The following is a 26,182-nucleotide window of genomic DNA, read 5'->3' as shown; positions in this document are numbered from 1 at the left end:
TACCGTCACCCATCAGGAAACAGCCGCATCATCGCCTCCATCGCCTGACGATCGGGGCTGCGGGAGATGGCGCGTGCGCCGCCCGTCATCGCGAAGAACTCCCTTGGCGTCAGCCGCCAGAAGGTTTCGGAAGAAAGCCGCAGCAGGCAGAAGCCGGCATGGATGACCGCCTCCCAGGGGAAAGGGCGGGGCCTCGCCTCGCCTGCTGCGGCACTCAAGGGTCCGGCTGTGTTTCTCCTTTCGGGCCGCCGAAGGTGGCGGTCAGAAGATCGGCGATGATCGCGGCATGGCCGGCGATGCCGCCCTCCACGGTTGCCGCAGCCACGTCTTCGTCGGAAAACACATTGCCCGCGCCGCGCAGGCCGGCACCGATGACCCGGATCATATCGGCGGCCTTCATGCGGCCGCTGGCAAAACGCTCGGCGAGCGCGGTGAGATCATCGGCCTGAAAGGCGGTTTCGAGTTCGGCGAGAGCCCCGAGCGTCAGGCAGAGAATGCGCCTTTCACCGTCGATCAGCGCCTCGATCTCGCCGCGATGGCGGTTCGCCCGCCCATAACGCAAACCCTGCGGCATCACAGCGCTCCGAAATTAAGGAGACCGGCCGATTCCAGCGCGATCTCGAATTGCACCTCGCCATCGTGGCGACCGGAATATTCGAGCGCGACGATCTGGAACGGCCCGGTCACGGCACCGAAATCGGGGATGAGGAGTTGCCAGCCCGGAATGCTTCCGGCAAAAAACGCGCCGCGCACCAATGCGTCGCTCGCCTGATCCTTGAAGATGCCGGATGCCGTCAGCGACGCCCGCTGTACGCCGGCGCCGGCCAGAAGCTCGCGCCAGCGCCCCGCACTTTCGCCATCGGTTATGTCCACGGCCTGCGCGTTGAAGGCCAACCGCTTTGTTCGCAGCCCCGCCACGGTCACATAGGAACCGGCGCTGTCGATCTTCAGCAGCAGGTCCTTGCCCTTCTGCGCCACCATGTTGTTCTCCTTACCGTTTCGATTGATGTTGCCGGGCCGCAATGGGCCTGCTACCAATTGTTTCTCCGCATTCCGCACCCCTGATTTTCATCATGTCCGAAGCCGCTCCCTTCCCGTCCCGCGCGCGCCTTATCGGCGTGCTTGCGGTTGGGCAGATCATCAGCTGGGGCAGCGGGTTCGACATGCTGGCCGTGCTCGGCCCACGGATCGGGCAGGAACTGGCCATCGCCAACGAGGTGGTTTTCGCCGGCCTCACCGTCATGATGACGATCAGCGCGCTCTGCGGTCCGCTTCTGGGAAGAACGCTGGTGCGCCACGGCGCGGCACCCGTGCTTGTGGCGGGTTCATTGCTGTTTGCCGCCGGTTTTGCCGTGCTCGCCTTTGCGGGCGGCGTGGCAAGTTATCTGCTCGGCTGGGCCGTGATCGGTTTTGCCGCCACCTGTGGCCTGACGACGGCCGCCCATGCCGCCGTCGTGGAGCGCGTCGGGGCGGAAAGCGGCCGGTTGCTGACGCTGCTGATGCTGTTTACCGGGCTTTCGGCCGCGGTTTTCCTGCCGGTGACCGCGCTTGCCGACCAGCATCTCGGCTGGCGCGGCACGCTTGTCGCCTATGCCGGTCTGCAGCTCTTCGTGCTTCTGCCCCTCTACGTCTTCGTGCTTCCCGGGCGGCCGGCCCGCAAGGCCACGGGGTCGCGGGAGGTGGCCGGGGCTTCGCCCCCGCCCGTCGATACACGCCGCGCCTTCATGCTTCTGGCCGCAATGACGACGATCAGCGCGTTTACGACCTTCGGCCTGTCGCCGCTGCTGCCCTTGCTGCTGGTTCAGGCGGGGGCGACACAATCGCTGGCCGTGCAGCTGGCATCCGCCCGCAGCGTACTTGCGATCACCGCGCGCGGGCTGGATTTCCTGCTTGGCAAACACGGCAACCCGTTCGTCACCGCCATGATCGGTTTCTGTCTGCTGCTCGTGTCGCTGCTGCTGTTGCTGGCCTTTGCGCCTGCCATGCCGGCTTTCATCGGCTTTATTGTATTCTTCGGTTTTGGCGCGGGCGTGCTCACCGTCAGCCGGGCGGTGTTGCCGCTGGCGGTGTTTTCGCCGGAAGAATATGGCCTTCAGGCCGCGCGTATTTCCCTTCCGCAGAACCTCGCCATCGCCTTTGCGCCTGTTATCTTCACGCTGGCGCTGGATCGCAGCGGGGTCTCGTCCATGCTGACCATCGCTTCCGTGCTGATCGGCATTTCATTTGTGCTGCTGCTCGTACTTTGGAAGACCATGCGCAGGCAGGCTTCCTGAAAGAGGCTCATTCCGTTACCGCGCGGAAACGCATGTCCGCGATGAAGTTCCGCGACTTTGCTTCGCGCCGGGAGCGGCAGGAGCGCAGTTGCAAGTTGACCAGCGAGACATTGGCAAGCGGCAGGGCGGCATCATCGAGCAGGGTTTTCACCCGCTCTGTGATTTCGCCGGCCTGTTTGCGGCCGGCGGCATCGCTCCAGATTTCCAGCGACAGGACATGTTCCTCGGCTTTTTCCGTCGCGGTCGAATAATCCCGGCTGTCAATTTCGCCAATGACGATGCAGGGCATAAGCGCGCGCGGCAGAAGCCGGTCGACGATGCCGCCTGATGTCAGAGCCATCAGCACCGCATCGCCCGTCAGCCGCGCAAAAACCGCCTTCAGAAGTGCGTTTGCAGCGCTCACAGGCTTTCCTCCTCGCAGCGGCAGACGATGAAGCGGCGGGTCTCGTCCGGATCCATCACCGTGCGGATGCACAAAATGCGCCGGCCCTTGCGAAAGCGCATGCCGGCCGCGATATCGCTGCGCCAGGTGAGCCAGACGCGATGGGTGATCGTCACGCCCTCGGCCGAAGCACGCTCATGGGACGCCTCCGAAACCGGCTCGATCGCCGCCCAGAGCGAGCGCAGGACATCCCAGCGTTCCAGCGCACCGCCCTGCTCGTCCGGCATCTCCGTCCGCATTTCCAGCTCCAGCCGCGCCGTCAGCCTGCCGGGGTCGAGAAAAACGAGATTCATGGCTTAAAGCCCCATGCGGCAGAAGGGCGCCACCAGCCGCTCGTAACCGGCCGGAACCACTGCGGGCTGATTTTCCAGGGCAACGGCGCCGCGAAAGGCAAACATCTGCGCCACATGCATCAGCATGGCGCGTTTCAGCGTATCCGGCACATCGGTCCCGGCCTCGCCATAACCGGCGATGAAGTCGATTTCGATACCGTTCATCACCCGTCCGGGGGCCGGCGGATTGCGCAGCCACAGCCGCGCCGGACGCGCTGCGCCGTCCAGTAACTTATCAGCGGCGGTGATATTGGTCTCGCGCCCGTCGATGCCAAAAACCAGAATCGTTTCGATGGTTTGCACCGGTGTCTTGGCAATCGGAATCACACCCGTCTGCGGCCATTGGTCGAGATAAAGCCGCCAGGTCTGGTGCAGCAGGCAAAGGCCGCTCACGCGCTCCAGATGCTCGCGGGCGGTGCGGATCAGCGCGGCAAGAAGCGCGTCCTCGTCGCTGCCGTCGAGACGCAGATGCGCCTTGACCTCGGCAAGGGTCAGCGGCTCCGCCTGCGGCGGATTTATGAGGGCGTAGGTCATGGGGTCTCCGGGATGACGCAATTACGGGCTGGATGAGCGAGCGGGTGCAACAAGTTTCTTCTCCCCGTGGGGGAGAAGTCCGCGGCAGCGGGATGAGGGGGCAAGGGTAATGGTATCCGGCAACGTTGCCCCCTCATCTGCCCCTTCGGGCATCTTCTCCCCGGCGGGGAGAAGAAATGCGCCGCTAAATCTCTGGTCAATTCACCCCGAATTTCACCAGCTTGATCGCCTCGAAATTCTGTACGCCGCCACCCACGCGCTTGGTGGTGTAGAACAGCACATAGGGTTTGGCCGAATAGGGATCGCGCAGGATGCGGACACCGGTGCGGTCGACGACGAGATAACCGGAGCGGAAATCGCCAAAGGCGATGGCGAAACTGTTGGCCGCGACATTCGGCATGTCTTCCGCCTCCGTCACCGGAAAGCCCATCAGCGAGGCGGGCTGGCCGGCGGCGGCGGGCGGGTGCCAGAGGTAAGCGCCGGTCGTGTCCTTGAAACGGCGCAGCGCCGCCTGCGTCTTGCGGTTCATCAGGAACGCGCCGTTCTGGCGGTGGCCGGCCTTCAGACCATAGATGGCATCGAGCAGCACATCCATCGGCCCGGCGGAAGCGAAGCCGGCCGAAACGCCGGTCGCGACATAACCGATATTGCCCCAGCTCCAGCTGTCATTGGCAACGGGCGTATAGGCGAGAAAACCCTTCGGTTTGTTGACGCCATCACCGGCAATGAAAGCGGCAGCCTCCTGTTCGGCAAAGGCGATATCCACTTCCGAGGCGATCCATGCCTCGACATCAACAGCCGCGTCGTCCAGCAGGCCCTGGGTCGCGGCGGGCATGGCGTAGAGTTCCATGGTCGGGAAAGAAAGCTCAGACAGCTTCGGTGTCGCCGTTTCGGGACGGGCCGCAGTTTCGGAGACCCAGCCGGTGGCCAGTCCGCCGGCGGCGAAGGGTTTCTTCAGCACGGCCGTGGACACCTGCCGCACAGTGGCGAGCGCCCGGATCGGCGAAATCGCCGTCATGCGCCGGCCAATCTCGCCATCCGTCTCGGTCGGCACCAGAAAGCCGCCATCCGCGCCGCTCGATCCGGCAAAGGCCTTGGCCTCCAGATCACGCAGCGCGCCCTCCTCACCCCGGCGGATATAGGCCTCGAAGGCGGCCTTATGCTCTTCGGCATCGTGCGAGGGCGCGTCCCTCCGGCCAAGCGCAGGCCGCGCCTTCCTGAGCGCCAGATCGTCCATGATCTTTCTGTTATCGTCGAGCGCCCTGTCGATACGATCGAGCTTGTCGCGGGTCACGATATCCGCACCCATCTTGCGTTCGATGTCATTGAGCCGCTGGTCGTTGGTTTCGCGAAAAGCCTCGAAGGCCTCCATGAACTCGTCGAAGGCCGCCGTCATCGTGTCGGGCACGGCCTTTACCTGCGGCGCAACGGTCATTGCCGCCGGTTTTGTCATCTGGTCTGTCATGTCGCCATCCTTGTTTCAGAAATACGTGTCGGGAAGTCAGCGTTTGAAGGTGGTGTCGAACAGCGAGCGGGCGGCGCGGCGCATGCTGCGCGCCAGTTCGGTCTCGCGGTCACGGAAAAAGCGGGCATGTTTGACGTCGGACATCCGCGCCGAAGGCAGCATCGGAAAGGTAACGACCGAGATTTCCCAGAGATCGGCTTCCACAATGCGTCGCACGCCGGAACGCTCGGCCTTGCCCGAGCGAACGGTGCGGAAACCGATCGACAGCCCGTCCAGCGCGCCGGTCTTCATCAACGAATGCACCTCACACGAGCGGACAACACCCGGTGCCAGAACGCCCTCGACATAAAGCCCGCGCTCATCCTCGCGGATGGTGCGCCAGGCGCCGATCGGCTCGGCCGGATCGTGCTGGTAGAGCATGCGGATACCGGCCGCTCCCCGCTCCTCGATGGAGCGGCGGAAAGCGCCGCGCTCGATCACGTCACGGCCGAGGTCGACCTCGCCGAAGACGCTGGCATAACCGGAAAACGTGCCGTCGCCGGCGATGCCGCGCAGTTCCAGACTGGCGAATTTGCGCGTGGCGGGACGCGGCCCGCGATAGGCGTGCATGGGAAACTCCTGCGATGTGAAAATGAAGCCGCCTTGCGGCGCGGGCTCAGCTGCGCGGGCGTGTGCCATAGTGGCTGGCCACCCGCACCATCACGCCCAGCCCCCACCAGGCCATCATGCTTGCGGCGGCGGAGCCCGCCACCATGATTTCCCGGCCGGAAAGCGCGCCGGCAATATCGAGCTGCTGCACGATCCACAGGCCGATCGGCCCGCCGAAGATCATGCCGCAGGACACCCCGGTGATGAAACGGCTCGCCGCTTCCCGTTTGCTTTTCGGCAGCAGATAGACAAGCGACACGCCGGCACCCGCGACGGCGCCGGTGATGCGGGCGGCCCAGATGCCGGCCTCATTGGCGAATTCAGACATGGGTAATCATTCCGGTTTAGGATGTTGCAATCGGGCGAACGCACCGCGTCGCCCGCAGGTGTTGTTTGCGCGCCTGCGGTGGGTAATTTCACGAGTCTTCGGAGAAGCTTGGGCGGAAAGCCTCACAAAGAGAATCCGCCACTTCAGAAAATGGTTCAGCAGAAACAGACGGCTGCGAAAGCGCGGTTTGCCGGCTCAGTAACCAACGGCTTCGCGTTTTTCCTCGTCGCTCAGAAACGACGCCGCGCCGATGCGGCTCCACAGCGCATCCCGCTCGCCGGCGAGCCCGGCGATCTTGTCGAGATCCGGCTCCAGACGCAGCCCCGCGCCGAAGACCGGTGCGAGCCAGCCGCACAATCTTGCCGCCGTGCGGTTGACGAGCGGCAGCACGGTGAGGCGATAAAAGGCACGGTTCGCCTCCTGGTAATTGGCATAGGTATTGTCGCCGGGAATGCCGATCAGCATCGGCGGCACGCCGAGCGCCAGCGCGATATCGCGGGCGGCACCGTTGCGGGCTTCCAGAAAATCCATGTCGCGCGGCGAAAGGCCCATGGCCTTCCAGTCCAGCCCGCCTTCCAGAAGCAGCGGGCGGCCGGCGTTCATCGCGCCCTGATAGCCCTCCTCCAGCTCGCGCTTCAGCCGTTCATATTGCTCGGTGGAAAGATTGCCGCCCTCCTTCGGCTGATAGACCAGCGCGCCCGAAGGCCGGGCGGAATTGTCCAGCAGGCGCTTGTTCCACTGGCTCGCGGCGTTGTGTAGATCAAGCGCAGCACCTGCGGAAGCCAGCGGCGCAAAACCCGCCCGGTCATCCAGCGGATGGAAAAGTTTCAGGTGCAGCAGCCCCAGCCCATCGCGCTCGGCGGCGATGCGGCGCGACGCGCGCCCTTCGGCGCGGTAGTCATAAGCCACCGGCCAGCCATCCGCCCCCTCGACAATGCTTACCCGATCCGGCCGCAGCAGATGCAGTTCCCTTAAACGCCCGCCGATCATCAGAGGTTCGACATAGGCATTTCCGGCCAGCATCAGGTGACCATAAAGCGCCTCGAAAAAATCCGGCCCGCCCATATGCGCGCCCGGCTTCGTCAGGAGCGCCAGCAGCGGATGATCGCCGATTTCCTCGTCGCCATCATAAAGCAGCCAGTTCACCGATGCGGCCGCTTCCGCCACCATGCGGGCGGCACGGTGGGCGACCGGGTTTTTCATGAAGCCTTCGCGGGCAAGTGCGGCATAGGACCGGCCGGACCAGAAGGCCTGCCCGCCCTGCCTCGCCACCGCCATGAAGCCGCCCGCCGTCATTTTGCTTTCGGGCACGGCTTTGCCATCCGCCGGGCGCAGCCACGGCAGGGAAAACGGAAATCGCATGGAGTTGTCCTTGTTTTGATGGCGTGTTTTGATGGCGTGTTTGGACCCCGTGCACGCCCACACGCCGTCACCCCGGACGAGATCCGGGGTCCGGCCAGCCCAAGTCCTTGGGCCGAAAAAGCCCTTCTCGCCGCGCAGACGCGCGGCGGCTGGATGCCGGATCAAGTCCGGCATGACGGAGGAAAGGTTTGCGTACCTTGCCAGCAGACACATTGCGAATGTGCCTCCCGCTTTCGCAGGCGAAGGCGAAGGCGGATATTACCGGATGGGTGCCTTCACCGCCGTGTCGCTGTTGAAATCAGCGGCGACGCGGGTTTCGCGCAGCGGCTTGACCGTGCGGGTCGAGAGATCATAGGCGGGGTCGGCCTTGTAGGCTGCCAGCGCCGCCTCGTTTTCGAACTCGCCGTAGACGATGAAATCGACCGAGTTGCCCCATTGGTCCTTCTTCACGTTCTCGCCGATTTCCAGCGTCAGCGCATGCGGGATCGCGGTGAGGCCGGAAAGCCCCTTGCGCACGGCGTCGCGGTTTTCCTCGGGAACAGTGAAAAAAACGATATGGCGGATCACGGTGTCACCTGTCATGCAAAATTCGAAGGCGGCCTTCTGGGCGCGCGTAACGGGTTATCATCTGGCCCGCCCCGGTTCAATCCGCGCCGCGACAAGGGCGCGATGAAATGCGCGTGCGTGGCCAGCCACAAGCCGCGCCCGGTCGCTGCCATTGATGATGGCGCGGGCACCCTCCCAGTCCTCCCGCTGCGCGCCGAAGAAGTCGGCAAGCCGGCGGCCGGTGAAGCTGCCGGCGATCATGCCGTGGATCAGGATGGCTGTTGCCACCTCCGTTTCCATGGCCCGCTCGGGCCGCTCCACAAGGTCGATGCCTGTCAGCACCGACATGGCCTCGTAGTTGCGGCGATGTGTCAGCTGCACGAAGCCCCGCCCCAGCCAGCTTTTTCCGTCCGTGTCCCGTTGCCAGTAAGGCTTGCGAACCATCGGCAGGCGGCCGGCCGCAAAGGCACGGTCCAGCCGCGCAATCGCCTCCGCATCGCTTGCCGCCAGAGTCTCGCGCACCGGCTGCATGGTGGCAGCCGTTTCGTGAAAGCTGGTTGCCAGCATATAGGCCAGCCAGCGCGGATCGCCCTGTGGCCCGGCCTTTGCCCATCCGGCAAGTATCGTCTTCGTCCCCGCAAGTTGCGCGGCACGCAGGCGGCCGCCAAAGATCGAAACCCGCACCGACGCGAAGAATCGCGCCTCGTCATAGGCCATAGCCGGCTCCTGAAAACGATGGGCGATATGACACCCGGTTTTTCCACATGATGGCCGTCAGGACTAAATCGATTTGAAAAAACCTTAATCGATTTTAATCCGCAGACCGCGGTTTTGGGGTAAAAAAATCCTTGAATTCCGGAACCTTAGCGCGCTAACTCCATTCACCGCGCAATCCAGCTGCGTTAACCATTCAAGGAGGAATGCCACCATGACAGCGACAATCCCCCAGACCGTTTATGACCGTCTCGAAAACGAGTGGCGCCAGATGCGCGAAACCGGCTCCCAGCCGAAACCGGCGCAATCTCCGAAGAAGTAAGACCTGTCCGACGCCCGATCATGGGCGGATACGGTGCTGAAAATTTCTTCTCCCCGCCGGGGAGAAGATGGCCCGAAGGGTCAGATGAGGGGGTAACCTCTCTAATTATCTCTACCGTCGCCCCCTCATCCCGCTGCCGCGACCTTCTCCCCCTCGGGAAGAAGAAACACGCGGCATCCGTGTGCCAGTCATTGCCCGTGATGGTGGACGCGACGTATCAATCAACTCACATCCCGCGCACCCTCGGCTCATTCACCACCATCGTCGTCAGCGCCGTTATCGCCCAGACAAGTGCGTCCAGCCGGTCGGGCGAGCGACCGGATGACAGGCCATCCGGCCCGAAATCCGTCATCTGGTCTTCGAGCTTCTCAAACCGCGCGGCGTGACGCACCCTGCCCTGCTCGTAAAGTGCGGCGACCGGCTCGGCGCGGGTGAATTTTCCTCTGCTGGCCCGCACCAGAGTGAGCGGCAGGTCGGCGTCCACGCTTTGCAGCATCGCCCGCACCATCTCTCCGCCCTGATTGACCTCGGCCACCACCCGGTCAGCCGCGTGGCGGCGGAAGGCGGCGACCACCGCGCGGGCCCAGCCGGCCGGTGTTTCGCCTTCCACCGAACAATCGGCAAGCACGGCGAGTTTGCCCGACATGCCAAGCCCCGCAACGACGATGCCGCAGCAGGAATTTTCACCTGCACCGGCAGGCGGATCGACCGCCACCACGATCCGCGAGAGCGGCTCATGCGTCACCTCGACAATTGTTTCGAGATCGGCGCGTTTCCACAATGCTCCCTCGCGCTCGTCGATCAGCTCGCCGCCGATTTCCTGACGCCCCAGCCGCGTGCCGCCGTAACGGTCCTGCATGGCCTTCAGGAAACCGGGCGACAGGTTCTGCGCATTCATGGCGGTCGGCATTCGCGCAACCCGCGTTGAAGGATCGGCCAGCAGCGCCTTCAACAGCGGAATGGGTCGCGGCGTCGTGGTCACCAGTTGCCGCGGTGCCTCGCCCAGTCGAAGGCCAAATTGCAGCATGTCCCAGGTTTCCTGCGGATATTTCCATTTTCCCAGCTCATCCGCCCAGGCCATGTGGAATTGCGGGCCGCGCAGGCTTTCGGGGTCTTCCGAGGAAAACACCTGCGCCATCGCACCATTCGGCCAGAGGAGCCGGCGGCGCGTGACCTCGAAAGCGGGACGGCGACGGCGGGCGATACGGCAGATGCCGGAAATACCGTCGATCATCACCTCGCGGGCGTCACCCAGCGTTTCCGCAATGAGCGCGATGCGCAAATCCGATTGTTTGCCGGCGGAAGCAATGCCGTGCACCCACTCGGCACCGGCGCGGGTCTTGCCGGAACCGCGCCCGCCGATCAAAAGCCATGTCCGCCAGTCGCCCTCAGGCGGCTGCTGCGGCAGGTTGCCAAGGAAACGCCAGTCGTGCGAAAGGGCAAAGACCTGATCCTTGATATGAGGGTCGGGCGAAAGCTCCGTCATGCATCAGGTTCCCCGGATGCAACCGGTGTCAGCCCCGCCTCCAGCTTGGCGCGGCATTTCTGGTCGGCCAGTTCGTCGATGCGTTTGAGGAAATGCGCCACTGCGGCCTCGTAGTCTTCGGTATCGGTTTCGTCCTCAGCGGCAAGCGCTTCCCTCTCTTCCGCCAACACCCGTTGCAAGGCGTCGATGCGCTCCAGCGTGCGCACGATCAGCGAAAGCTGATCCGTCGCAGCCTTCACATCGGCACGCGCCTGTTTGCCGGGAGCGTCATCCGCAGCTCCCAACAGGGCCGCCTCGCTCTCCTGCCGCAGGGTGCGGTACAGGTGGAACTGATCACGCATCTCTTCCGTCATCTCGTTCAGCATCTGCCTTAGCTCGCCGTTACGCGCCGCATCCTCGGCGGCCAGCTTGTCGGCCCGCGACTTTGTCTCAGGCGCGGTATCCGGCATGTCGTCACCGACATAGGCAGGCCGTTCCGGCCACGCGCTGCAGAGCACCGGGTCGCAAGTGTCAGAATTCGTCATGGAATCGGCCTGAGAGAAAAATGGCAGTGATTGGGATCAAGTGACTCTGTCGCGCTATCGCCCGTTTTTTCTGAGACGAAGCATTTCTCTCCCCGTCATACCGGCCTCGGGCCGGTATCTAGCCGACGCGCGTCTACGCGGCGAAAGGAGTCTTTTCAGCCCAAGGACTTGGGCTGGCTGGATTCCGGCTCAAGGCCGGAATGACGGGAGAAACATGCCTTGGTATGGGAGCTGGACAGCCAATCGGATAGACTGCGGTATCGCTGAGAAATATAGGGCGGCTCGTCATCAACCCCGAAGGCAACCCTTCGAACCGGCCTCTGCCGTCAGCCGCAAATCTCCGACCGTAGCCAAACACTACCAAACCACCGTCACGGTGTAAAGGATTATTTTCCTATTTTGATGATTTTTATCCTGCCAACAGGATTTGCACCCTCGCCCGCCGCATATTACACTCCGCGCCAGGCAATGAGCAGAAGGGGCAGGTCAAGTTGGTGAAACAATGGGTTGGGCGGTTGTTTGCGGGTCTTTCGGCAACCGGCATCGTCTTCGGTACGGTCCTGTTCTGCGCTTCGCTCACACCCTCGCTTCTGCCGCGCACATGGCTGATGCAGGGGGTTCTGTGCGGATTTTCCTTTGCCATCGGTTATCTGATCGGTGTCGCCCTGCACGCCGTCTGGGCCTATCTGGAACTGCCAGAACCCTCGCGCCACAATGTCCGCAGCGTTCGTTTTCTCATCGCGCTTGCTGCCGCCATCACGGCCATTGCGTTTTTGTGGCAGGCGAAGGACTGGCAGAATTCCATCCGCGTGCTGATGGAGCTCGATCCGCTGCCAAGCGCCCATCCCACCAAGACCGGTGGCCTTGCCGTACTGGTCGCCGCCATCCTGATTGGCGCCGGCCGGCTCTTCCAGCTTATCCGCCGGTTCTTTGCCGCGCGCAGTCGGCATTTCCTGCCGCGCCGGCTCGCCAATGTTCTCGGCATTGCCGCTGCCATCGTGCTGTCATGGATGCTGCTCAACGGCCTGATCTTCGATATCGGCCTGAAATTTGCCGATTCCTCGCTGAAACAGGTGGATGCACTGATCGAGCCTGACGTGCCGCGCCCGTCCGATCCGCTGAAGACCGGCAGCAGCGCGTCGCTGATGACATGGGAATCGCTTGGCCGTCGCGGGCGGGAATTCGTGGCAGGCGGGCCTGAAGCGCAGGAAATCACCGCCTTCACCCACCGTCCGGCCAGCGAACCGCTCCGGGTCTATGCCGGTCTGAATTCCGCTTCGACACCCGAAGCAAGAGCCAAACTGGCGCTGGAGGAACTGAAGCGGGTCGGCGGTTTCGAACGCAAGGTGCTGCTGGTCGTCATCCCGACCGGCACCGGCTGGATCGACCCCGAAGCGCTTGACACGGTGGAATATCTGCATGATGGCGACATCGCCAGCGTCGCCGTGCAATATTCCTATCTTTCCAGCTGGATCGCGCTTCTTACCGAGCCTGACTACGGCGTTGAAACGGCGCGCGCGCTGTTCCACGCCGTCTATGGTTATTGGACCACTCTGCCAAAGGAAACCCGGCCGAAACTTTATCTGCATGGCCTCAGCCTCGGTTCGCTCAATTCGCAGAAGTCCTCCGATCTTTACGACGTGCTGTCCGATCCGTTTCAGGGCGCGCTGTGGAGCGGCCCACCGTTCTCCAGCCCCACATGGCGCATGGCCACCAACGGGCGGGTTGAGGGCACACCGGCATGGCTGCCGCGTTTCCGCGATTCCTCCGTCATCCGTTTTGCCAACCAATATACCACCGCCCATATGCCCGATGCGAAATGGGGGCCGATGCGGATCGTCTATCTGCAATATGCGAGCGACCCGATCACCTTCTTCGAAACCGCTTCGCTTTATCGGCGTCCAGAGTGGATGGCACATCACGGGCCTGACGTTTCCACGTCGTTCCGATGGTTCCCGGTGGTGACGCTGCTGCAGCTCGGTCTCGATGTCGCCGCCGCCACCACCGCACCGATCGGTTACGGCCATGTCTATGCCCCGGAACACTACATCGATGCATGGATGGAGGTGACGCAGCCCGACGGCTGGAGCGCCGAGGAGACCCAGCGGCTGAAGATGTTCTTCAAGGCCCGCCGCGGCTCCACCGATCCGGCGTGAGCGCGGCGGGCGTATCGCTTGCCGGCGTCAGCCCTTCAGCGCGTCCAGATGGTCGGCCACATAGGCTTCCAGCGAGCGCGGCGCGTGGCCGGTCAGGGTCTCGACATCACCGGTCACCACCGCTGTCCAGCCTTCACGCACGGGATAAAAGATCGAGGCGAGGAAAGAGGCATAATCCTTCGGCACACCCGCACCGGTGAGGATGCCGATGAAGACCTCATCCGAAACGGCGGCATAAGAAACCGGCTTGCCGATCGCCTTTGAAATCACCGCGGCTGCCTCGCCGTAGCCGAAGGCCTTCGGCCCGGTCAGGTTGAAGGCCCTGCCATTTAAGGCGTCGGAGGTCAGCGCGGCAGCCGCGCTGTCGGCGATATCGCGCACGTCGATGAAGCTCGACTTGCCCTCGCCGGCCGGCACGGCGATCTGGCCATGTTCAATGCCGGCCTTCCAGTAGCTGTGAAAATTATCGGCAAACCAGTTGGGGCGCAGGATGACGTAAGGCGTACCCGACGCGATGATCTTCAGTTCGATCTGGCGATAGGGAATGGAATCGTCGGCATCGACACCGAGGACGCTGAGGAAAACGATCTTCACCTTGCGACGCGCCGCCTCCTCGACAACGGGCGTCAAAGCGTCGATGGCATCCAGACGCCCGCCCGCCAGGATCAGGAACAGCCGGTCCACGCCGTCGAATGCATCGGCGTAAGTTGCCCGGTCGGTATAATCGAAACGCACCCCTTCGGCGCCATCCGCCGCCTTGCCGCTGCGCGAGGCAGCCTTGACGCTTTCACCCTTTGCCAGAAGTGCCTTGACCAGCGGCGTGCCGATGGTGCCGGTGGAACCGATTACGAGTATCTTGCCTGTCATCTCAAATCTCCTTAGTATCTAATGGAAACCATGTTTCGGAAACACAGGTACTGCGTTTGCGAAATCATGAAAAGAGAGCACTTTTCGGTTATCTGGTTTCCTCGCGGAAACCGGCGTGGCCGTAAGAAGATGGAAAAGACCGATGGAAAACATCTATGACGTCTATGAGGACCGCTGCCCCACCCGCATGGTGCTGGACAGGATCGCCGACAAATGGGCGCTGTTGATCCTCGACAAGCTGCGGCGCGATCCCGTGCGCTTCAACCTGCTGCGGCGCGAGATCAAGGGCATTTCGCAGAAGGTCCTGTCGCAGACGCTGAAGAAGCTCGAGCGTGACGGGCTGATTTCCCGGCAAGCCTTTCCAACCGTTCCGGTAACGGTCGAATATTCGCTGACGCCGCTGGGGCGGACGCTGACCGACACGGTGGCGGCGCTTGCGCATTGGGCGGAGGGCAATATGGACGCGGTGCTGGCGGCACAGAGGGCCTATGACGAGAGGGCGCCGGCTTAGATGGTCTTCGCGCCCTCGCGTAGTGACAAAAGCATGGGAGAGACAAGCGCCTTTGCCGCTTCGTTTTGTAGAACATTTCTTCCGTCATACCGGCCTTGAGCCGGTATCCAGCCAGCCCAAGTCCTTGGGCTGAAAGGACTCTATTCGCCGCGCAGACGCGCTGCGGCTGGATGTCGGATCAAGTCCGGCATGACGGAAGTAGGTTTTGCGTACCCTACACTTCCCAAAACATCCCTACCGCGAAATCCGCGTCGAAAGAATGATCGACGACAGCGTGCGCTCCACACCGTCAAGCGCGCCTATGCGGTCGATCAGCCGGTCGAGATCGAGGATCGAAGGGGCGGCCAGAATCGCAATCAGGTCAAATGTGCCGCTCACCGAATGCAGCGTCGTGACCTCCTTGATGGCGGCAAGCGCGGCCGTCACGCCGGGCAGCGCCTTGGGTGCAATGGTAATCAGCACATGGGCGCGCACCAGCCCGGAAAGATAGCTTTCCGAAAGCCTCAGGCCATAACCGGCAATCACCCCGTCTGCCTCCAGCCGCTCGATGCGCGCCTGCACGGTCGTGCGGGAAAGGCCGAGTTTGCGCGCCAGTTCCGCCACCGGCATGCGGGCATTTTCGGAAAGCAGGGCCAGCAGCGCCCGATCCTTGTCGGCGATCGTCATAATGATCAATCCTCTCGTCTAACTGTCCAATAATAGACCGCTATCTGCACATAGTGAAGCTGCGAATCGTCAATAGAAGCTGGCATTCTGTCTCTGAGGCGCATTCGTTGCGCAAAGACATGCGAATTTACTGCGGGGAACAAAAACATGAAAAACATTGTCGTCATCGGCGCGGGCAATATCGGTTCAGCCATCGCCTGGATGCTGGCCGCAACAGGCGATTATCGCATCACGGTTGCCGACCGCTCGGCCGACCAGCTGGCCAATGTGCCGGCGCATGAGCGCGTCGATACCGAGATCGTCGATATCGCCGATCGCCCGGCGCTGGAAGCACTGCTGAAGGGCAAATTCGCCGTGCTTTCCGCAGCCCCCTTCCACCTGACGGCGGGCATTGCGGAGGCGGCGGTCACTGTGGGCACGCATTATCTCGACCTCACCGAAGACGTGGAATCCACCCGCAAGGTCAAGGCGCTCTCGGAAACGGCTGAGACCGCGCTCATTCCGCAATGCGGTCTGGCGCCCGGCTTCATCTCCATCGTCGCCGCAGATCTCGCCGCCCGCTTCGACAAGCTCGACAGCGTGCGCATGCGTGTCGGCGCGCTGCCGCAATATCCGTCCAATGCGCTCAACTACAATCTTACCTGGAGCACGGACGGGCTGATCAACGAATATATCGAGCCCTGCGAAGCCATCGTCGAAGGCCGCCTTACCGCCGTTCCGGCGCTGGAAGAGCGCGAGGAATTTTCGCTCGACGGCGTTACCTACGAGGCCTTCAATACCTCGGGCGGTCTCGGCACGCTCTGCGCCACGCTGGAAGGCAAGGTGCGGACGATGAATTACCGCACCATCCGTTATCCCGGCCATGTGGCAATCATGAAGGCGCTTCTGAACGACCTCAACCTGCGCAACCGCCGCGATGTGCTGAAGGACCTGTTCGAAAACGCCCTGCCCGGCACCATGCAGGATGTCGTCATCGTCTTCGTCACCGTCTGCGGCACCCGCAACGGCCGTTTCCTGCAGGAAACATATGCCAACAAGGTCTATGCGGGCCCTGTTTCCGGCCGGATGATGAGCGCCATCCAGATCACCACCGCAGCAGGCATCTGCACGGTTCTCGATCTGCTTGCCGAGGGTTCCCTGCCGCAGAAGGGCTTCGTGCGGCAGGAAGAAGTGGCGCTGCCGAAATTCCTCGAAAACCGGTTCGGCCGGTATTATGGCTCACATGAACCGCTGGCCCGGGTGGGGTGAAGAGCTAGTATTTATAGGGCGCGGCGTTGCCGCTGGGTTTCTTCTCCCCGCCGGGGAGAAGGTGGCCCGAAGGGTCGGATGAGGGGGAAACGTAGCCGGATTTCGGAGAGCTTGCCCCCTCATCCCGCTGCCGCGGACTTCTCCCCGGCGGGGAGAAGAAACAGGCGGCATCCGCTCGTTCCAGCGTCCCGGATCAGCTTTGCCCCTACGTCCCGCAAAACGTCCTGAACACCCGCTCATGGCTCATCGGCGGCTGCATGTAGACAAAATTGTCCGGCCGCTCCTCGAAGGGCGTCGCGATTGCCGTCAGCATGGCGTGGAACGGCTCGAAATCATCGTCCTCCACCGCCGCCTCGATCAGTTCCTCGATACGGTGGTTACGCGGGATGACCGCCGGATTGACTGATAACATCGCCCGTGACCTGTCAGCATCGGAAATATCCTCGCGGCCGGCGCGCTCCCGCCAGCGGGCGAGAAATTCATCCGCCCCGGCGATATCGATGAACATGCCGCGAAATGGTTCGGCATCGCCATTCGCCGCATGGGAAAGCCGCCGGAAGGTCTGCGTGTAATCCGCTTCCGACGCCTGCATCAGAGCCAGAAGTGCCTGCACGAGATCGAGATCGCCTTCCTCTTCCAGCGTCAGTCCGAGTTTTTCGCGCATGCCGGCCAGCCAGCGCTTGGGAAAGGCGGCGGCGAAACCGGCGAGAACGGCATTGGCAAGTTCGGCGGCCTTTTCCACTTGAGGATCGAGCAGCGGCAACAGGCATTCCGCCAGCCTGGCGATGTTCCACTGGGCGATGCCCGGCTGGTTGTTGAAGGCATAACGGCCCTGCGCATCGATGGATGAGAAGACCTTGTTGGGGTGGTATTCATCAAGGAAGGCGCAGGGGCCGAAATCGATGGTCTCGCCGGATACCGCCATATTGTCGGTATTCATCACGCCATGAATGAAACCCACCATCATCCAGCGGGCAATAAGGTCGCATTGCCTTTCAGCGATGCCGCGCAGCAGCGCCAGATAGGGGTTGTCCGCATTTTTCGCATCGGGATAATGGCGGTCGATCACGTGGTCGGCAAGGTTTTTGATCGCCTCGTCATCCTCGCGCGCGGCGAAGAACTGGAAGGTGCCGACACGGATGTGGCTTGCCGCAACACGGGTGAAGACGCCGCCCGGCAGCCCGACCTCGCGCTGCACCCTTTCGCCGCTCAGAACCGCCGCCAAGGCCCGCGTGGCGGGAATGCCGAGCGCAAACATAGCTTCCGAAACGATATATTCGCGCAGCACCGGTCCGAGGGCGGCGCGCCCGTCGCCCCTGCGCGAAAAGGGCGTGGGGCCGGAACCCTTGAGCTGGATATCCCGCCTCCTGCCATTCGCGTCGATCACTTCGCCGAGAAGAATGGCGCGACCATCGCCCAGCTGCGGCACGAAGCCACCGAACTGGTGGCCGGCATAGGCCATCGCCAGCGGCTCGGCCCCCTGCGGCACGACATTGCCGGAAAAGATCGCCGCCAGCCTTTCGTCGTCAAGGCCGGAAACATCCAGAAGGAGTTCGTCTGCCAGCTTGCGATTGAAGGCGATGAGGCGCGGCGCCTTCACCGGCGTCGGCAGCACGGCGGCGCTGAACCGCTCCGGCAGGCGGGCATAGGAATTGTCGAATCTGATCACGGGTAAACTCCCTGCTTTTGCCTTTATATGGGGCGGCAAGGCCGCAGTTGCGAGCGATAATACCGTCACACCGTGCCTATAACGCCACTCATTGTATTTTGCGCAATGAACTTTCCAGCGCCATCATCGTTCCTATGCTTGACCCGCAGAATGCCGAAATGAAAGGAACAGCAATGAGCGTCGTTGAAACCGTGACGGAAGTATCGGAAAGCGCCATCCGCACCCTCCACACCGACCTGCCGGTCAACGCCACCTTCCATGTCTGGCTGAAGGCAAAAAAGGCGGCCGAACCCGGTGCCGTCTCCTTCTCCAACCAGAATGGAAAATTCGCTGAAGTTTCAAGCATCAATACCGAAGAGTTCGGTTTTCGAATCTATCAGGTGTTCGGCGGCGGCCATGTGGAGCTAAGCTATGACACGGTCACGACCGCCGTTTCCGTCATCTACTGGTTCACCGCTTCGGATGTGCTGGAAACCGGCATCACCGTCGTCCACACCAAGCCTGATAACGCCGCTCCCGAGCTGCCCGATAGCTATCACTTCCGTCCGCCCTTCGGCTGGATGAACGATCCGAACGGGTTTGGCCGTTTCGAAGGCCGCCCGCATCTGTTTTATCAGCATTATTCGCACGGGCTGCGCTGGAACACCATGCATTGGGGCCATGCCGTCTCCTCGGACTACCTGCGCTGGCGGCATCTGCCGATCTTCCTGTTCCCCTCCGAAGACCTGACGACGCGGCCGGACAAGCGCGGCGGCGCCTATTCCGGCTCCACCATTCCGCTGGTGGAAGGCACCGGCATCCGCGTCTTCTTCACCGAACAGGTGCAGGACCGTATTCCCGAACAGCAGATTCAGCTCACCGCCACCTCTTCCGATCTCATCATGGCCGGGCAGGCAGAGGTCGTTCTGGGCCACCGCCCGGACGGACAGGGGCTGACGCCGGATTTCCGCGATCCTTACGTGTTTCGTGGCCCCGATGGATTGTGGAAAATGGTGCTCGGCAGCCAGAGCGATGGCGGCGGCGTCATCCTGCTTTACGAGACGCAGGACCCCACGGCGGCCTCCGGATGGACCTATGTGGGCAAGCTGTGGGTGGAAACGCGCTACAGGACGACCGCCATCGAATGCCCCTGCCTGCTGCCGCTCGACGGTCCGGCCAATGCCCGCTCCACCCGCTGGGTTCTGGTCTACGGGCTGATGCATTCCGAAGACCCGGAAACCGGCCGCAAGAACCTCACCATGGCCGATGTCGGGTGGTTCGACGGCAAGGCCTTCACCAAAGAATTCGGTCAGGAACTGGATTTCGGCACCGACAACTACGCCTTTCAGGCCTTTCTGGATGGTGACAGCATCATCGGTATCGGCTGGCTCGCCAATTGGGCGGATGCCAATCCGGAAATCGATTTTCCCACCTCCATGACGCTGCCGCGCCGGATTCATTACCTCAACGGCGAGCTTCTGACCCCGCCCATCGGCGCGGCGGAAAGCCTGCGCAGCCATATTCTCGACCGCACGCGCCTTGCCGCCGGCGAACGCGTTACCTTCATCAACGGAGCGGTGGAAATATTGTTCGAGCTTTCCTCACCCGGCGCACCTTTCGAACTGGCGCTGGAGCACCCGACGGTCACGCTCGGTCTCGTCTCGGATGAAACCGGCCTGTGGATCCGCCATGAGGATGGACGGGACGGCGCTTCGCCGCATTACATCGCCAAGGGCGCAAGGGCCTCTCGCCTCAGGATCTTCCTCGATTACGGCTCCATCGAGGTCTTTGCCAACCGGGGCCGGTATGTCGGCACAAAACGCATCGAGGGTTTCGAACCCGTGCGTTCGGCCGTGCTGAAGGCGGCACCGGGCGCGGTGGTCCATGCCACGACGTGGGCGCTGCGCCCCTGAGGAACCTTTTGGCGGACCGGGCGGTTGATCATTCAGAAACAGCCGACCAGACCCGCAAAAGGAGAAACGGCATGACCAAAATCCGCGATACCAGCGATCCCATCCTGTTCCCGACCGAAGCCAATGAAAACAGGGCCGAGAAAAAACGCGCCGGCAAGGGCATCATCATCATTATCGGGGCAATCGCGATCATGTCCTTCGTGGTTTACCTGGCGGCGATCACCATCGCCACCACCCAGTCGTAACCGCTTTCCGGCGCGCGGCACTCAGCGTGATGCACCGCGCAGGCCGCGGGCAGTCACAAGCGCGATGAGCGAGACCAGAACACCCAGCCCGTAAAGATACACCATCGGCATCGTCACATCGGCGCTTTCGATCTGCGCAACGAGATCGGTGGCGGCTGCGACGGTGCCGCTGGCGCCCGCGCCTGCCGCCGCACCCAGTGTCGAAACAGTGGGCAGCAACGCGCCCGTCATCTTGCGCTCCTCCTCGGGCGCAGCCTCCATGGCGGCCTGGCTGATACCGGCCCATGACATGCCGAAGGCCGAGCCGATGAGGATTTGCCCCAGCAGCATCTCGCCCCAGTTTCCGCTCGCAAGCCCCAGCCCCAGCAGGGCGCAGCCCGGCACCATCTGGTAGGGGCCGTAATGCAGGCAAATTTCCCTGAGCCGGCCGAAGCGCAGGCTGCCGATCAGCATCGCCACGAAGCTCCAGGCAAGCGGCATCGTCACCACGATGAAGCCGGCGAAGGTCGGCTCGTAGCGCCACAGGTTGATGGCGACGTAAGCGAGATAGACGCTGCCCAGCGCATGGGCATAGGACATCAGGAACAGCACCCAGAAACCACTGCCAAGCACGGTTTTCAACCGGAAGGAATCCTTCGGGAAAAGCCCGGTGGAGGGCCGGATGCCCGCCCGCAGCGAAGCCCATAACAGCGCCGCACCCGCCAGCAGGGAAATCGCCCGCAGGCTTGCATCCTCAAAGGCGGAAGGCGCGGAAAAGGCCAATGCGCCGACGAGGCACAGAATGAGGGGCACCAGCGGTTTGCGCGTTGCCGCCACCGGCCGCTCGACTGAGACGGCGACGGTCGTGTAGACCAGCAGCAGCACGATCAGCGGCGCCGACAGCAGGAAAGTGGCGCGCCAGGACATGTGCTCGGTGGCGAAACCGCCGGTCAGCGGGCCGATGAAGGAGGCGACCGCCCAGATCGCCGCCTCGATGGCAAAGACCTTCGGCAGCAGGCCGGAGCGGAAACCGGCGGGTATGAGGCTGTAGCACACCGCCACGATCAACCCGTCTGCCAGCCCCTGCAACGCCCGGCCGACGACGACCCATAAAAAATCCCCGGCGATTGCGGAGAGGACCGAGCCGAAGGAAAAGATCAGGCAGCACAGAAGCAGAACGGCGCGTGCGCCAAAACGCTCGCGAAACAGCACGGCGGTGACACCGCCGGCCACGGAGCCGACGAAATAGAGACTATAGGCCCAGCTGTAGAAGGCGGCGCCGCCGATTTCGTTGACGGCGACAGGCAAGGCCGTCACCACCGCGAACTGGTTGAAGGCGTGCAGGCCGATACCGGAGGATATGACGGTCAGAAGCGAGAGGTTCGCTCCGCTCAGCAATTCGCCCCAGCCGTTTTTCTCCGTCATTTCCATACTCGTCAAAGCCGTATCCTTTCGATTTTTGCGATACGGCGGGCAAACTAGAACCTCAAGCACCATTGAGGTCAAGTCGGCTTTTTCAAGCAATCCGACCTGAAGGAATTCCACGGCGGCAGGAACCCTGCGCGCGCGCGAGCCGTTTGCCAAGTGAACCGACAGAAAGGACACCGTCATGGACCGCAGGAAGATCATGCCTCTCGACGAAGACGCCATGGACGAGGATCTGCTCGATCTCGACATCGACGCCCTTCCCGCCAAGGGAGAAATCCCGCAATCCATCGAACAGGAAATCGAGGAGGAAGAGGCTGAGAGCGAGGATGACCCCTACCAGGAAAGCGACGAGGCCTTGCCCGACGATGCCGAGGAACGCGTCATCAACCGCAATCCCTCGCGGGAAGGCGGGGCTTTCGATGAGGTTTAGGGAAGATTCGGGGCGCGACGAGACACAAGACGCGTGAGCATATGGCGCAGATGGTCCTGCCCGCCGAAAAAGACCGCGAGAATACGCACGGTCTTTTCACCCTCGTCGACATCGAAATAAAAGACAGCCTGATTTTTCGTTACCCGGCGAAGGCCGGGTAATATTCCGGTCAATAATGTCCCCTGAAAAGGCGCTTTGTGAAGCGCTTCCATATCCGCTTCAATTGACCCGACGCGTCGTGCAGCGCGCGCGAAAGCCCCCGGCAAAGCATCACCAAGGTCGAGATAGGACTGGATGAGATGGTCGAGAATGAGGCCGAGGTCCTGATCCGTCTGTGTCGAGCGCACGACCTTAAAGGCCATAGCCGGCCTTCTTGGCTGCTATCATCGCTGTGGTTCTGTCTTTGCCGTCTTCCACGGAGACGAAGTCGCCCTGCCCCCGCTCGACCAGCAAATCACGAAGCGCCGCAAGCTCGGCGTCCTTCAGCTCGGTTTCCTGCCGGAGTAGTTCCAGCCCGCGCTGGACGACGGCACTGAGGCTGGCATAACGCCCTTCCTCCACCAGCCGGCGGGCGAAGCTGTCCTGCTGATCGGAAATGGATACGGACGCCTTGACGGACATTGCGGCACTCCTTTAGCATGGAGGATGATGCTACTCAGTAGCACACCCTCCATGTTCATTCCAGCAAGAATGGCTTTCAGCCCACCCGTTCCGGCGAATAACCGGCATCGCGGATCGCCGCTTCCGCCGTTGCGGCGTCGCCCGTCACCGTGAGTTTGTGGGTGGCGAGATCGATGCTGACGGACGCGTCGGGCAGCACGTCGGCGAGAGCGCCGCGCAGGGTCTTTTCACAATGGCCGCAGGTCATGTCCGAAACGAGGAAGATGGTTGCACTCATGGTTTTTTCTCCTTTTGACCGGTAGCGATATGGTCGCGCCGGCTGTCATTGCAGTTCAGTGGGTTCTTGCCGGCTCGCCGACGCTCTTTTCAGCGCCGGCGAGATCGTCGAGGATGGGGCAATCGGGCCGGTTATCGCCGCCGCAGCAATGGGCGAGATGTGACAGCGTCTTCACCATGCTCTTCATCTCGGCGATCTTCTGCTCGAGATCGGCGATATGGACGAGCGCGATCTCCTTCACCGCCGAACTCTCGCGGCTCTTGTCCTGCCAGAGTTTCAGCAGCGTCTCGGTTTCTTCCAGCGAGAAACCGAGCGTGCGCGCCCGCTTGATGAAGCGCAGATTGTGCACGTCCTGCTCGCCATAGACCCGGTAATTATTGCCGGTGCGGGCGGCGGGGGTGATGAGGCCGATCTGCTCGTAATAACGGATCATCTTGGCGGAAACGCCCGATGCTTCCGATGCCTGGCCGATATTCACGACGTCACCTCCCTGTGCGCGACTTTCGCCCGTTTCAACCGCAGCGCGTTGGCGAGAACAAAGACGCTGGACAGCGCCATGGCGCCCGCGCCGATCATCGGCGACAGCGTGATGCCGAAGGCGGGATAAAGCACGCCCGCCGCAACCGGTATCAACGCCACGTTATAACCAAAGGCCCAGAACAGGTTTTCCTTGATGTTGCGCATGGTCGCCCGGCTCATCTCGATGGCGTTGACTGCGCCGAGAAGATCACCGCCGACCAGCACCACATCGGCGCTTTCGATGGCGACATCCGTGCCGGTGCCGACGGCAATGCCGATATCGGCCTCGGCCAGTGCCGGCGCGTCATTGATGCCGTCGCCGACGAAGGCCAGCACCTTGCCGCCGGCGCGCATTTCGTGGATCGCCTTCACCTTGCCTTCGGGCAGAACTTCGGCCACGACGCGGGAGATGCCGACCTGCCGGGCGATGGCGTTTGCCGTGCGTTCATTGTCGCCCGTCACCATCGCCACTTCGATACCCATCGCCTGCAACGCTTTGATCGCAGTGACACTCGAGGGCTTCAGCGGATCGGCGACGGCAATCGCAGCCGCCAGCCTGCCGTCGATGGCGGCATAAAGCGGCGTCTTGCCCTCGTCACCCAGCCTTGCGGCGGCTTCAGCGAAAATCTCCACGGAATGGCCGAGTTTGACCATGTAACGATCCGCGCCGACTTCGACCCTGCGGCCATTGACGGTGGCCGCGATGCCGTAACCCGTGACGCTTTCGAAGTTCTCGACGGTCGCAGGTTCGAGTCCTGCAGGGGTCGCCACCTTCTTTTCTTCCGCAGCCCGGACGATGGCTTCGGCAATCGGATGTTCCGAACGGCCTTCGACGGCGGCGACCAGCGCCAGCACTTCGTTATCGGCAAACCCTTCCGCAACCACCAGGTCGGTCAGTTCCGGACGGCCCTTGGTGACCGTACCGGTCTTGTCGACCACGACGATCTGCGCCGAGCGCAGTTCCTGCAGGGCCTGCCCCTTGCGGAACAGCACACCCAGCTCCGCCGCCCGGCCGGTGCCGACCATGATCGAGGTCGGCGTGGCGAGACCCATGGCGCACGGGCAGGCGATGATGAGCACCGCGACCGCATTGACCAGCGCGAATGTATAGGCAGGCTCGGGACCGAAGATCGCCCAGACGATGAAGGTCAGCACCGCAATCGCGATGACAACGGGCACGAACAGCGCGGTAACGCGGTCGACCAGCAGCTGGATCGGCAGTTTGGAGCCTTGCGCCTCCTCCACCATGCGGATGATCTGCGACAGCATGGTATCCGCGCCGACCTTGGTTGCCCTAAATTTGAAAGCGCCGGTCTTGTTGATGGTGCCGCCGACGACCGCTGCGCCGACCGTCTTTTCCACCGGCACGGGTTCGCCTGAAATCATCGATTCATCGACGTAGGACGAGCCTTCGACGACTTCGCCATCCACCGCCAGCCTTTCGCCGGGACGGATGACGACGATATCGCCCGTCACCAGATCGTCAGGGGAAATATCGATGGTCGCACCGTCGCGCTCCACCCGGGCGGTCTTCGCCTGCAGGCTCATCAGCTTGCGGATGGCGTCTCCCGTGCGGCCGCTGGCGCGGGCTTCGAGAAGCCGTCCGGTCAGGATCAGCGTGACGATGACCGTTGCCGCTTCATAATAGACGAACTGCGCCTCTGCCGGCAGCAGATCGGGCGCGAAGGTTGCCACCACGGAATAGAGATAGGCCGCCGTGACACCCAGCGCCACCAGCGAGTTCATTTCCGGCGCGCCGCGCAAGAGTGCCGGAAAACCGGTCTTGAGAAAGCGCAGGCCCGGCCCGAAAATCACCGCCGTCGCCAGCACGAAATAGATGTAATAGAGGTTCTGCGTATCGATGATGCCCATCAGCCAGTGATGCATCGGCTCATAGAGATGGCCGCCCATTTCCAGCACGAAAAGCGGTGCCGTCAGGATGGCGGCAATCGTCAGGTCGCGTTTCAGCGCGCCCTCTTCGCCGGCATGCTGCATATGGTCATGGCCGCCGCTTTCGCCGGCCATCGCCATCTGGCTGTGGCCCTGATGATGTCCATGGTGCTGGCTTTGGTGCTGGCTGTGGTCTTGATGGGCGGAATGATTGTGCGGCTTGCGTGTCGTCAGCGCAAAGCCGGCGAGCTTTGCCGTTTCCACCAGGGCATCCCGCTCACGGCGGCCACCGATGGTTTCCACCGCCACCTTGCCGGTTGCGGCGTCCACCTTCACGTCGACGGTGGTGGCGACGGCGTCCAGAACGGCTTTCAACCGCCCGGCATCCGCGTCATTGCGCAGGCCTTCGACGACAAATTCATGCCGGTCCGGTGCGATATTGTAACCGACCTTCTTGATGGCGGCACCGAGCGTCCTGGCTGAAAAGCCCTCGACGGGCTCGACGGTGAGCTTCTTCGTGGCGAAGTTCACCGAGCTTGAGGCGACGCCCGGCACCTTGGCCGCGGCCGTTTCCACCCGCCGCACGCATGACGCGCAGGTCATGCCTTCCACGGGAATGGAAACCGGTTGGTTCGAATGGGCGTGTCTGACTGTCTCGTTCATGGGAAATCCCCTTTCGAGACCCTATGTAGGGCTTCCCATGATGGGAAGGTCAAGGTATGGGCAAGCTTTTTGTTGAACACACAATCGTGAGCACTGGCACCAGCCATAAAAGCAGGGATTTCCGCCGTTCACCTTGGCTGTCAGA

The 26,182-nt window shown here is 62.5% G+C and carries 31 protein-coding genes; 7 read left to right on the top strand and 24 right to left on the bottom strand.

The window, feature by feature from the left end; genetic code table 11:
* Nucleotides 1-5: 5 nt before the first annotated feature.
* The 3 genes from N434_RS10225 to N434_RS10215 are packed head-to-tail and all read right to left on the bottom strand — an operon-like array spanning nucleotide 6 to nucleotide 981.
* Nucleotides 6-218 carry a rcc01693 family protein gene (locus tag N434_RS10225; RefSeq protein WP_046798666.1) on the bottom strand — a complete coding sequence of 71 codons (213 nt, stop codon included), beginning with the start codon at nucleotides 216-218 and terminating at the stop codon, nucleotides 6-8.
* Nucleotides 215-574: a gene transfer agent family protein gene (locus N434_RS10220; protein WP_110757524.1), complete on the bottom strand. Its 360-nt coding sequence runs from the start codon at nucleotides 572-574 to the stop codon at nucleotides 215-217. Before N434_RS10220 ends, N434_RS10225 begins: the two co-directional genes overlap by 4 nt.
* Nucleotides 574-981, bottom strand: coding sequence for a phage major tail protein, TP901-1 family (locus tag N434_RS10215; RefSeq protein WP_110757637.1), 408 nt, complete (start codon nucleotides 979-981; stop codon nucleotides 574-576). Before N434_RS10215 ends, N434_RS10220 begins: the two co-directional genes overlap by 1 nt.
* A 92-nt stretch (nucleotides 982-1,073) precedes the next feature.
* On the opposite strand from N434_RS10215, the gene N434_RS10210 reads away from it, so the two are divergent.
* Nucleotides 1,074-2,273 carry an MFS transporter gene (locus tag N434_RS10210; RefSeq protein ID WP_181423932.1) on the top strand — a complete coding sequence of 400 codons (1,200 nt, stop codon included), beginning with the start codon at nucleotides 1,074-1,076 and terminating at the stop codon, nucleotides 2,271-2,273.
* 7 nt (nucleotides 2,274-2,280) lie between these two features.
* On the opposite strand, the gene N434_RS10205 is transcribed toward N434_RS10210, so the two are convergent.
* The 12 genes from N434_RS10205 to N434_RS26195 form a co-directional block, all read right to left on the bottom strand.
* Entirely contained in the window at nucleotides 2,281-2,676 is a 396-nt protein-coding gene (locus N434_RS10205) for a DUF3168 domain-containing protein (protein ID WP_110757522.1), read from the bottom strand.
* On the bottom strand, nucleotides 2,673-3,008 hold the full coding sequence (locus N434_RS10200; RefSeq protein ID WP_110757521.1) for a phage head closure protein: 336 nt from the start codon (nucleotides 3,006-3,008) through the stop codon (nucleotides 2,673-2,675). The genes N434_RS10205 and N434_RS10200 overlap by 4 nt, the downstream gene beginning before the upstream one ends.
* 3 nt (nucleotides 3,009-3,011) lie before the next feature.
* Nucleotides 3,012-3,581: a head-tail connector protein gene (locus N434_RS10195; protein ID WP_110757518.1), complete on the bottom strand. Its 570-nt coding sequence runs from the start codon at nucleotides 3,579-3,581 to the stop codon at nucleotides 3,012-3,014.
* 196 nt (nucleotides 3,582-3,777) lie between these two features.
* Nucleotides 3,778-5,046, bottom strand: coding sequence for a phage major capsid protein (locus N434_RS10190; protein ID WP_110757516.1), 1,269 nt, complete (start codon nucleotides 5,044-5,046; stop codon nucleotides 3,778-3,780).
* Between the two features lie 36 nt (nucleotides 5,047-5,082).
* Nucleotides 5,083-5,655 (bottom strand): HK97 family phage prohead protease, encoded by a 573-nt coding sequence (locus N434_RS10185; RefSeq protein WP_110757635.1) that lies wholly within the window; start codon nucleotides 5,653-5,655, stop codon nucleotides 5,083-5,085.
* Between the two features lie 46 nt (nucleotides 5,656-5,701).
* The gene (locus N434_RS10180) at nucleotides 5,702-6,022 is read right to left on the bottom strand and encodes a DUF6107 family protein (RefSeq protein WP_046798657.1); all 321 of its coding nucleotides are present in this window, start codon (nucleotides 6,020-6,022) and stop codon (nucleotides 5,702-5,704) included.
* Nucleotides 6,023-6,217: 195 nt separating this feature from the next.
* The gene (locus tag N434_RS10175; RefSeq protein ID WP_110757634.1) at nucleotides 6,218-7,384 is read right to left on the bottom strand and encodes a phage portal protein; all 1,167 of its coding nucleotides are present in this window, start codon (nucleotides 7,382-7,384) and stop codon (nucleotides 6,218-6,220) included.
* 258 nt (nucleotides 7,385-7,642) lie between these two features.
* Entirely contained in the window at nucleotides 7,643-7,951 is a 309-nt protein-coding gene (locus N434_RS10170; RefSeq protein ID WP_046798947.1) for a Dabb family protein, read from the bottom strand.
* Nucleotides 7,952-8,008: 57 nt separating this feature from the next.
* On the bottom strand, nucleotides 8,009-8,647 hold the full coding sequence (locus tag N434_RS10165; RefSeq protein ID WP_110757514.1) for a hypothetical protein: 639 nt from the start codon (nucleotides 8,645-8,647) through the stop codon (nucleotides 8,009-8,011).
* A 545-nt stretch (nucleotides 8,648-9,192) separates the two neighbouring features.
* Entirely contained in the window at nucleotides 9,193-10,452 is a 1,260-nt protein-coding gene (locus N434_RS10160) for a DNA-packaging protein (RefSeq protein ID WP_110757512.1), read from the bottom strand.
* Nucleotides 10,449-10,976 carry a hypothetical protein gene (locus N434_RS10155; RefSeq protein ID WP_110757510.1) on the bottom strand — a complete coding sequence of 176 codons (528 nt, stop codon included), beginning with the start codon at nucleotides 10,974-10,976 and terminating at the stop codon, nucleotides 10,449-10,451. Before N434_RS10155 ends, N434_RS10160 begins: the two co-directional genes overlap by 4 nt.
* 357 nt (nucleotides 10,977-11,333) lie before the next feature.
* Nucleotides 11,334-11,426: a hypothetical protein gene (locus N434_RS26195; RefSeq protein WP_404943955.1), complete on the bottom strand. Its 93-nt coding sequence runs from the start codon at nucleotides 11,424-11,426 to the stop codon at nucleotides 11,334-11,336.
* 65 nt (nucleotides 11,427-11,491) lie between these two features.
* Between N434_RS26195 and N434_RS10145 the strand changes: the two genes are divergently transcribed.
* Nucleotides 11,492-13,132 (top strand): alpha/beta hydrolase, encoded by a 1,641-nt coding sequence (locus N434_RS10145; RefSeq protein ID WP_181423939.1) that lies wholly within the window; start codon nucleotides 11,492-11,494, stop codon nucleotides 13,130-13,132.
* Between the two features lie 27 nt (nucleotides 13,133-13,159).
* Here N434_RS10145 and N434_RS10140 read toward each other — a convergent pair whose 3' ends face one another.
* Nucleotides 13,160-13,999 carry an SDR family oxidoreductase gene (locus N434_RS10140; protein ID WP_110757506.1) on the bottom strand — a complete coding sequence of 280 codons (840 nt, stop codon included), beginning with the start codon at nucleotides 13,997-13,999 and terminating at the stop codon, nucleotides 13,160-13,162.
* Between the two features lie 142 nt (nucleotides 14,000-14,141).
* On the opposite strand from N434_RS10140, the gene N434_RS10135 reads away from it, so the two are divergent.
* Complete coding sequence (locus N434_RS10135) at nucleotides 14,142-14,510, top strand: winged helix-turn-helix transcriptional regulator (protein WP_110757504.1); 369 nt, start codon at nucleotides 14,142-14,144, stop codon at nucleotides 14,508-14,510.
* A 234-nt stretch (nucleotides 14,511-14,744) separates the two neighbouring features.
* Here N434_RS10135 and N434_RS10130 read toward each other — a convergent pair whose 3' ends face one another.
* Nucleotides 14,745-15,176, bottom strand: a complete 432-nt coding sequence (locus N434_RS10130) for an Lrp/AsnC family transcriptional regulator (protein WP_052817598.1) — start codon at nucleotides 15,174-15,176, stop codon at nucleotides 14,745-14,747.
* 147 nt (nucleotides 15,177-15,323) lie between these two features.
* Here N434_RS10130 and N434_RS10125 point away from each other — a divergent pair, with 147 nt between their 5' ends.
* Nucleotides 15,324-16,424: a saccharopine dehydrogenase family protein gene (locus tag N434_RS10125; protein ID WP_110757503.1), complete on the top strand. Its 1,101-nt coding sequence runs from the start codon at nucleotides 15,324-15,326 to the stop codon at nucleotides 16,422-16,424.
* Nucleotides 16,425-16,629: 205 nt separating this feature from the next.
* Here the strand turns inward: N434_RS10125 and N434_RS10120 are convergent, their stop codons facing one another.
* Nucleotides 16,630-18,090, bottom strand: coding sequence for a protein adenylyltransferase SelO (locus N434_RS10120; protein WP_110757632.1), 1,461 nt, complete (start codon nucleotides 18,088-18,090; stop codon nucleotides 16,630-16,632).
* A gap of 176 nt (nucleotides 18,091-18,266) precedes the next feature.
* Here N434_RS10120 and N434_RS10115 point away from each other — a divergent pair, with 176 nt between their 5' ends.
* Both N434_RS10115 and N434_RS10110 read left to right on the top strand, forming a co-directional pair.
* Complete coding sequence (locus tag N434_RS10115) at nucleotides 18,267-19,985, top strand: glycoside hydrolase family 32 protein (RefSeq protein ID WP_110757631.1); 1,719 nt, start codon at nucleotides 18,267-18,269, stop codon at nucleotides 19,983-19,985.
* Nucleotides 19,986-20,056: 71 nt separating this feature from the next.
* The gene (locus tag N434_RS10110) at nucleotides 20,057-20,230 is read left to right on the top strand and encodes a hypothetical protein (protein ID WP_077767646.1); all 174 of its coding nucleotides are present in this window, start codon (nucleotides 20,057-20,059) and stop codon (nucleotides 20,228-20,230) included.
* Between the two features lie 21 nt (nucleotides 20,231-20,251).
* Here the strand turns inward: N434_RS10110 and N434_RS10105 are convergent, their stop codons facing one another.
* A complete protein-coding gene (locus tag N434_RS10105) occupies nucleotides 20,252-21,640 on the bottom strand; it encodes an MFS transporter (protein WP_181423938.1) in 1,389 nt (462 codons plus the stop codon).
* Nucleotides 21,641-21,818: 178 nt separating this feature from the next.
* Between N434_RS10105 and N434_RS10100 the strand changes: the two genes are divergently transcribed.
* Entirely contained in the window at nucleotides 21,819-22,067 is a 249-nt protein-coding gene (locus N434_RS10100) for a hypothetical protein (protein WP_065115189.1), read from the top strand.
* Here N434_RS10100 and N434_RS10095 read toward each other — a convergent pair.
* The 5 genes from N434_RS10095 to N434_RS10075 all read right to left on the bottom strand — a co-directional run bounded on the left by N434_RS10095 (nucleotide 22,064) and on the right by N434_RS10075 (nucleotide 26,037).
* Nucleotides 22,064-22,429: a type II toxin-antitoxin system RelE/ParE family toxin gene (locus tag N434_RS10095; RefSeq protein WP_110757501.1), complete on the bottom strand. Its 366-nt coding sequence runs from the start codon at nucleotides 22,427-22,429 to the stop codon at nucleotides 22,064-22,066. The genes N434_RS10100 and N434_RS10095 overlap by 4 nt on opposite strands.
* Nucleotides 22,419-22,688 (bottom strand): ribbon-helix-helix domain-containing protein, encoded by a 270-nt coding sequence (locus tag N434_RS10090; protein ID WP_065115187.1) that lies wholly within the window; start codon nucleotides 22,686-22,688, stop codon nucleotides 22,419-22,421. The genes N434_RS10095 and N434_RS10090 overlap by 11 nt, the downstream gene beginning before the upstream one ends.
* Before the next feature lie 76 nt (nucleotides 22,689-22,764).
* Nucleotides 22,765-22,965: a heavy-metal-associated domain-containing protein gene (locus tag N434_RS10085; protein ID WP_110757498.1), complete on the bottom strand. Its 201-nt coding sequence runs from the start codon at nucleotides 22,963-22,965 to the stop codon at nucleotides 22,765-22,767.
* Nucleotides 22,966-23,020: 55 nt separating this feature from the next.
* On the bottom strand, nucleotides 23,021-23,443 hold the full coding sequence (gene cueR, locus N434_RS10080; RefSeq protein WP_065115185.1) for a Cu(I)-responsive transcriptional regulator: 423 nt from the start codon (nucleotides 23,441-23,443) through the stop codon (nucleotides 23,021-23,023).
* Nucleotides 23,440-26,037, bottom strand: coding sequence for a heavy metal translocating P-type ATPase (locus N434_RS10075; RefSeq protein WP_181423931.1), 2,598 nt, complete (start codon nucleotides 26,035-26,037; stop codon nucleotides 23,440-23,442). Before N434_RS10075 ends, cueR begins: the two co-directional genes overlap by 4 nt.
* Nucleotides 26,038-26,182: the final 145 nt, after the last annotated feature.

This window comes from Rhizobium sp. UGM030330-04 (assembly GCF_003208455.1).
Taxonomy (GTDB): domain Bacteria; phylum Pseudomonadota; class Alphaproteobacteria; order Rhizobiales; family Rhizobiaceae; genus Agrobacterium; species Agrobacterium rhizogenes_A.
The sequence above is the reverse complement of the archived record's forward strand: the minus strand, read 5'-3'. Positions and strand labels throughout refer to the sequence as shown.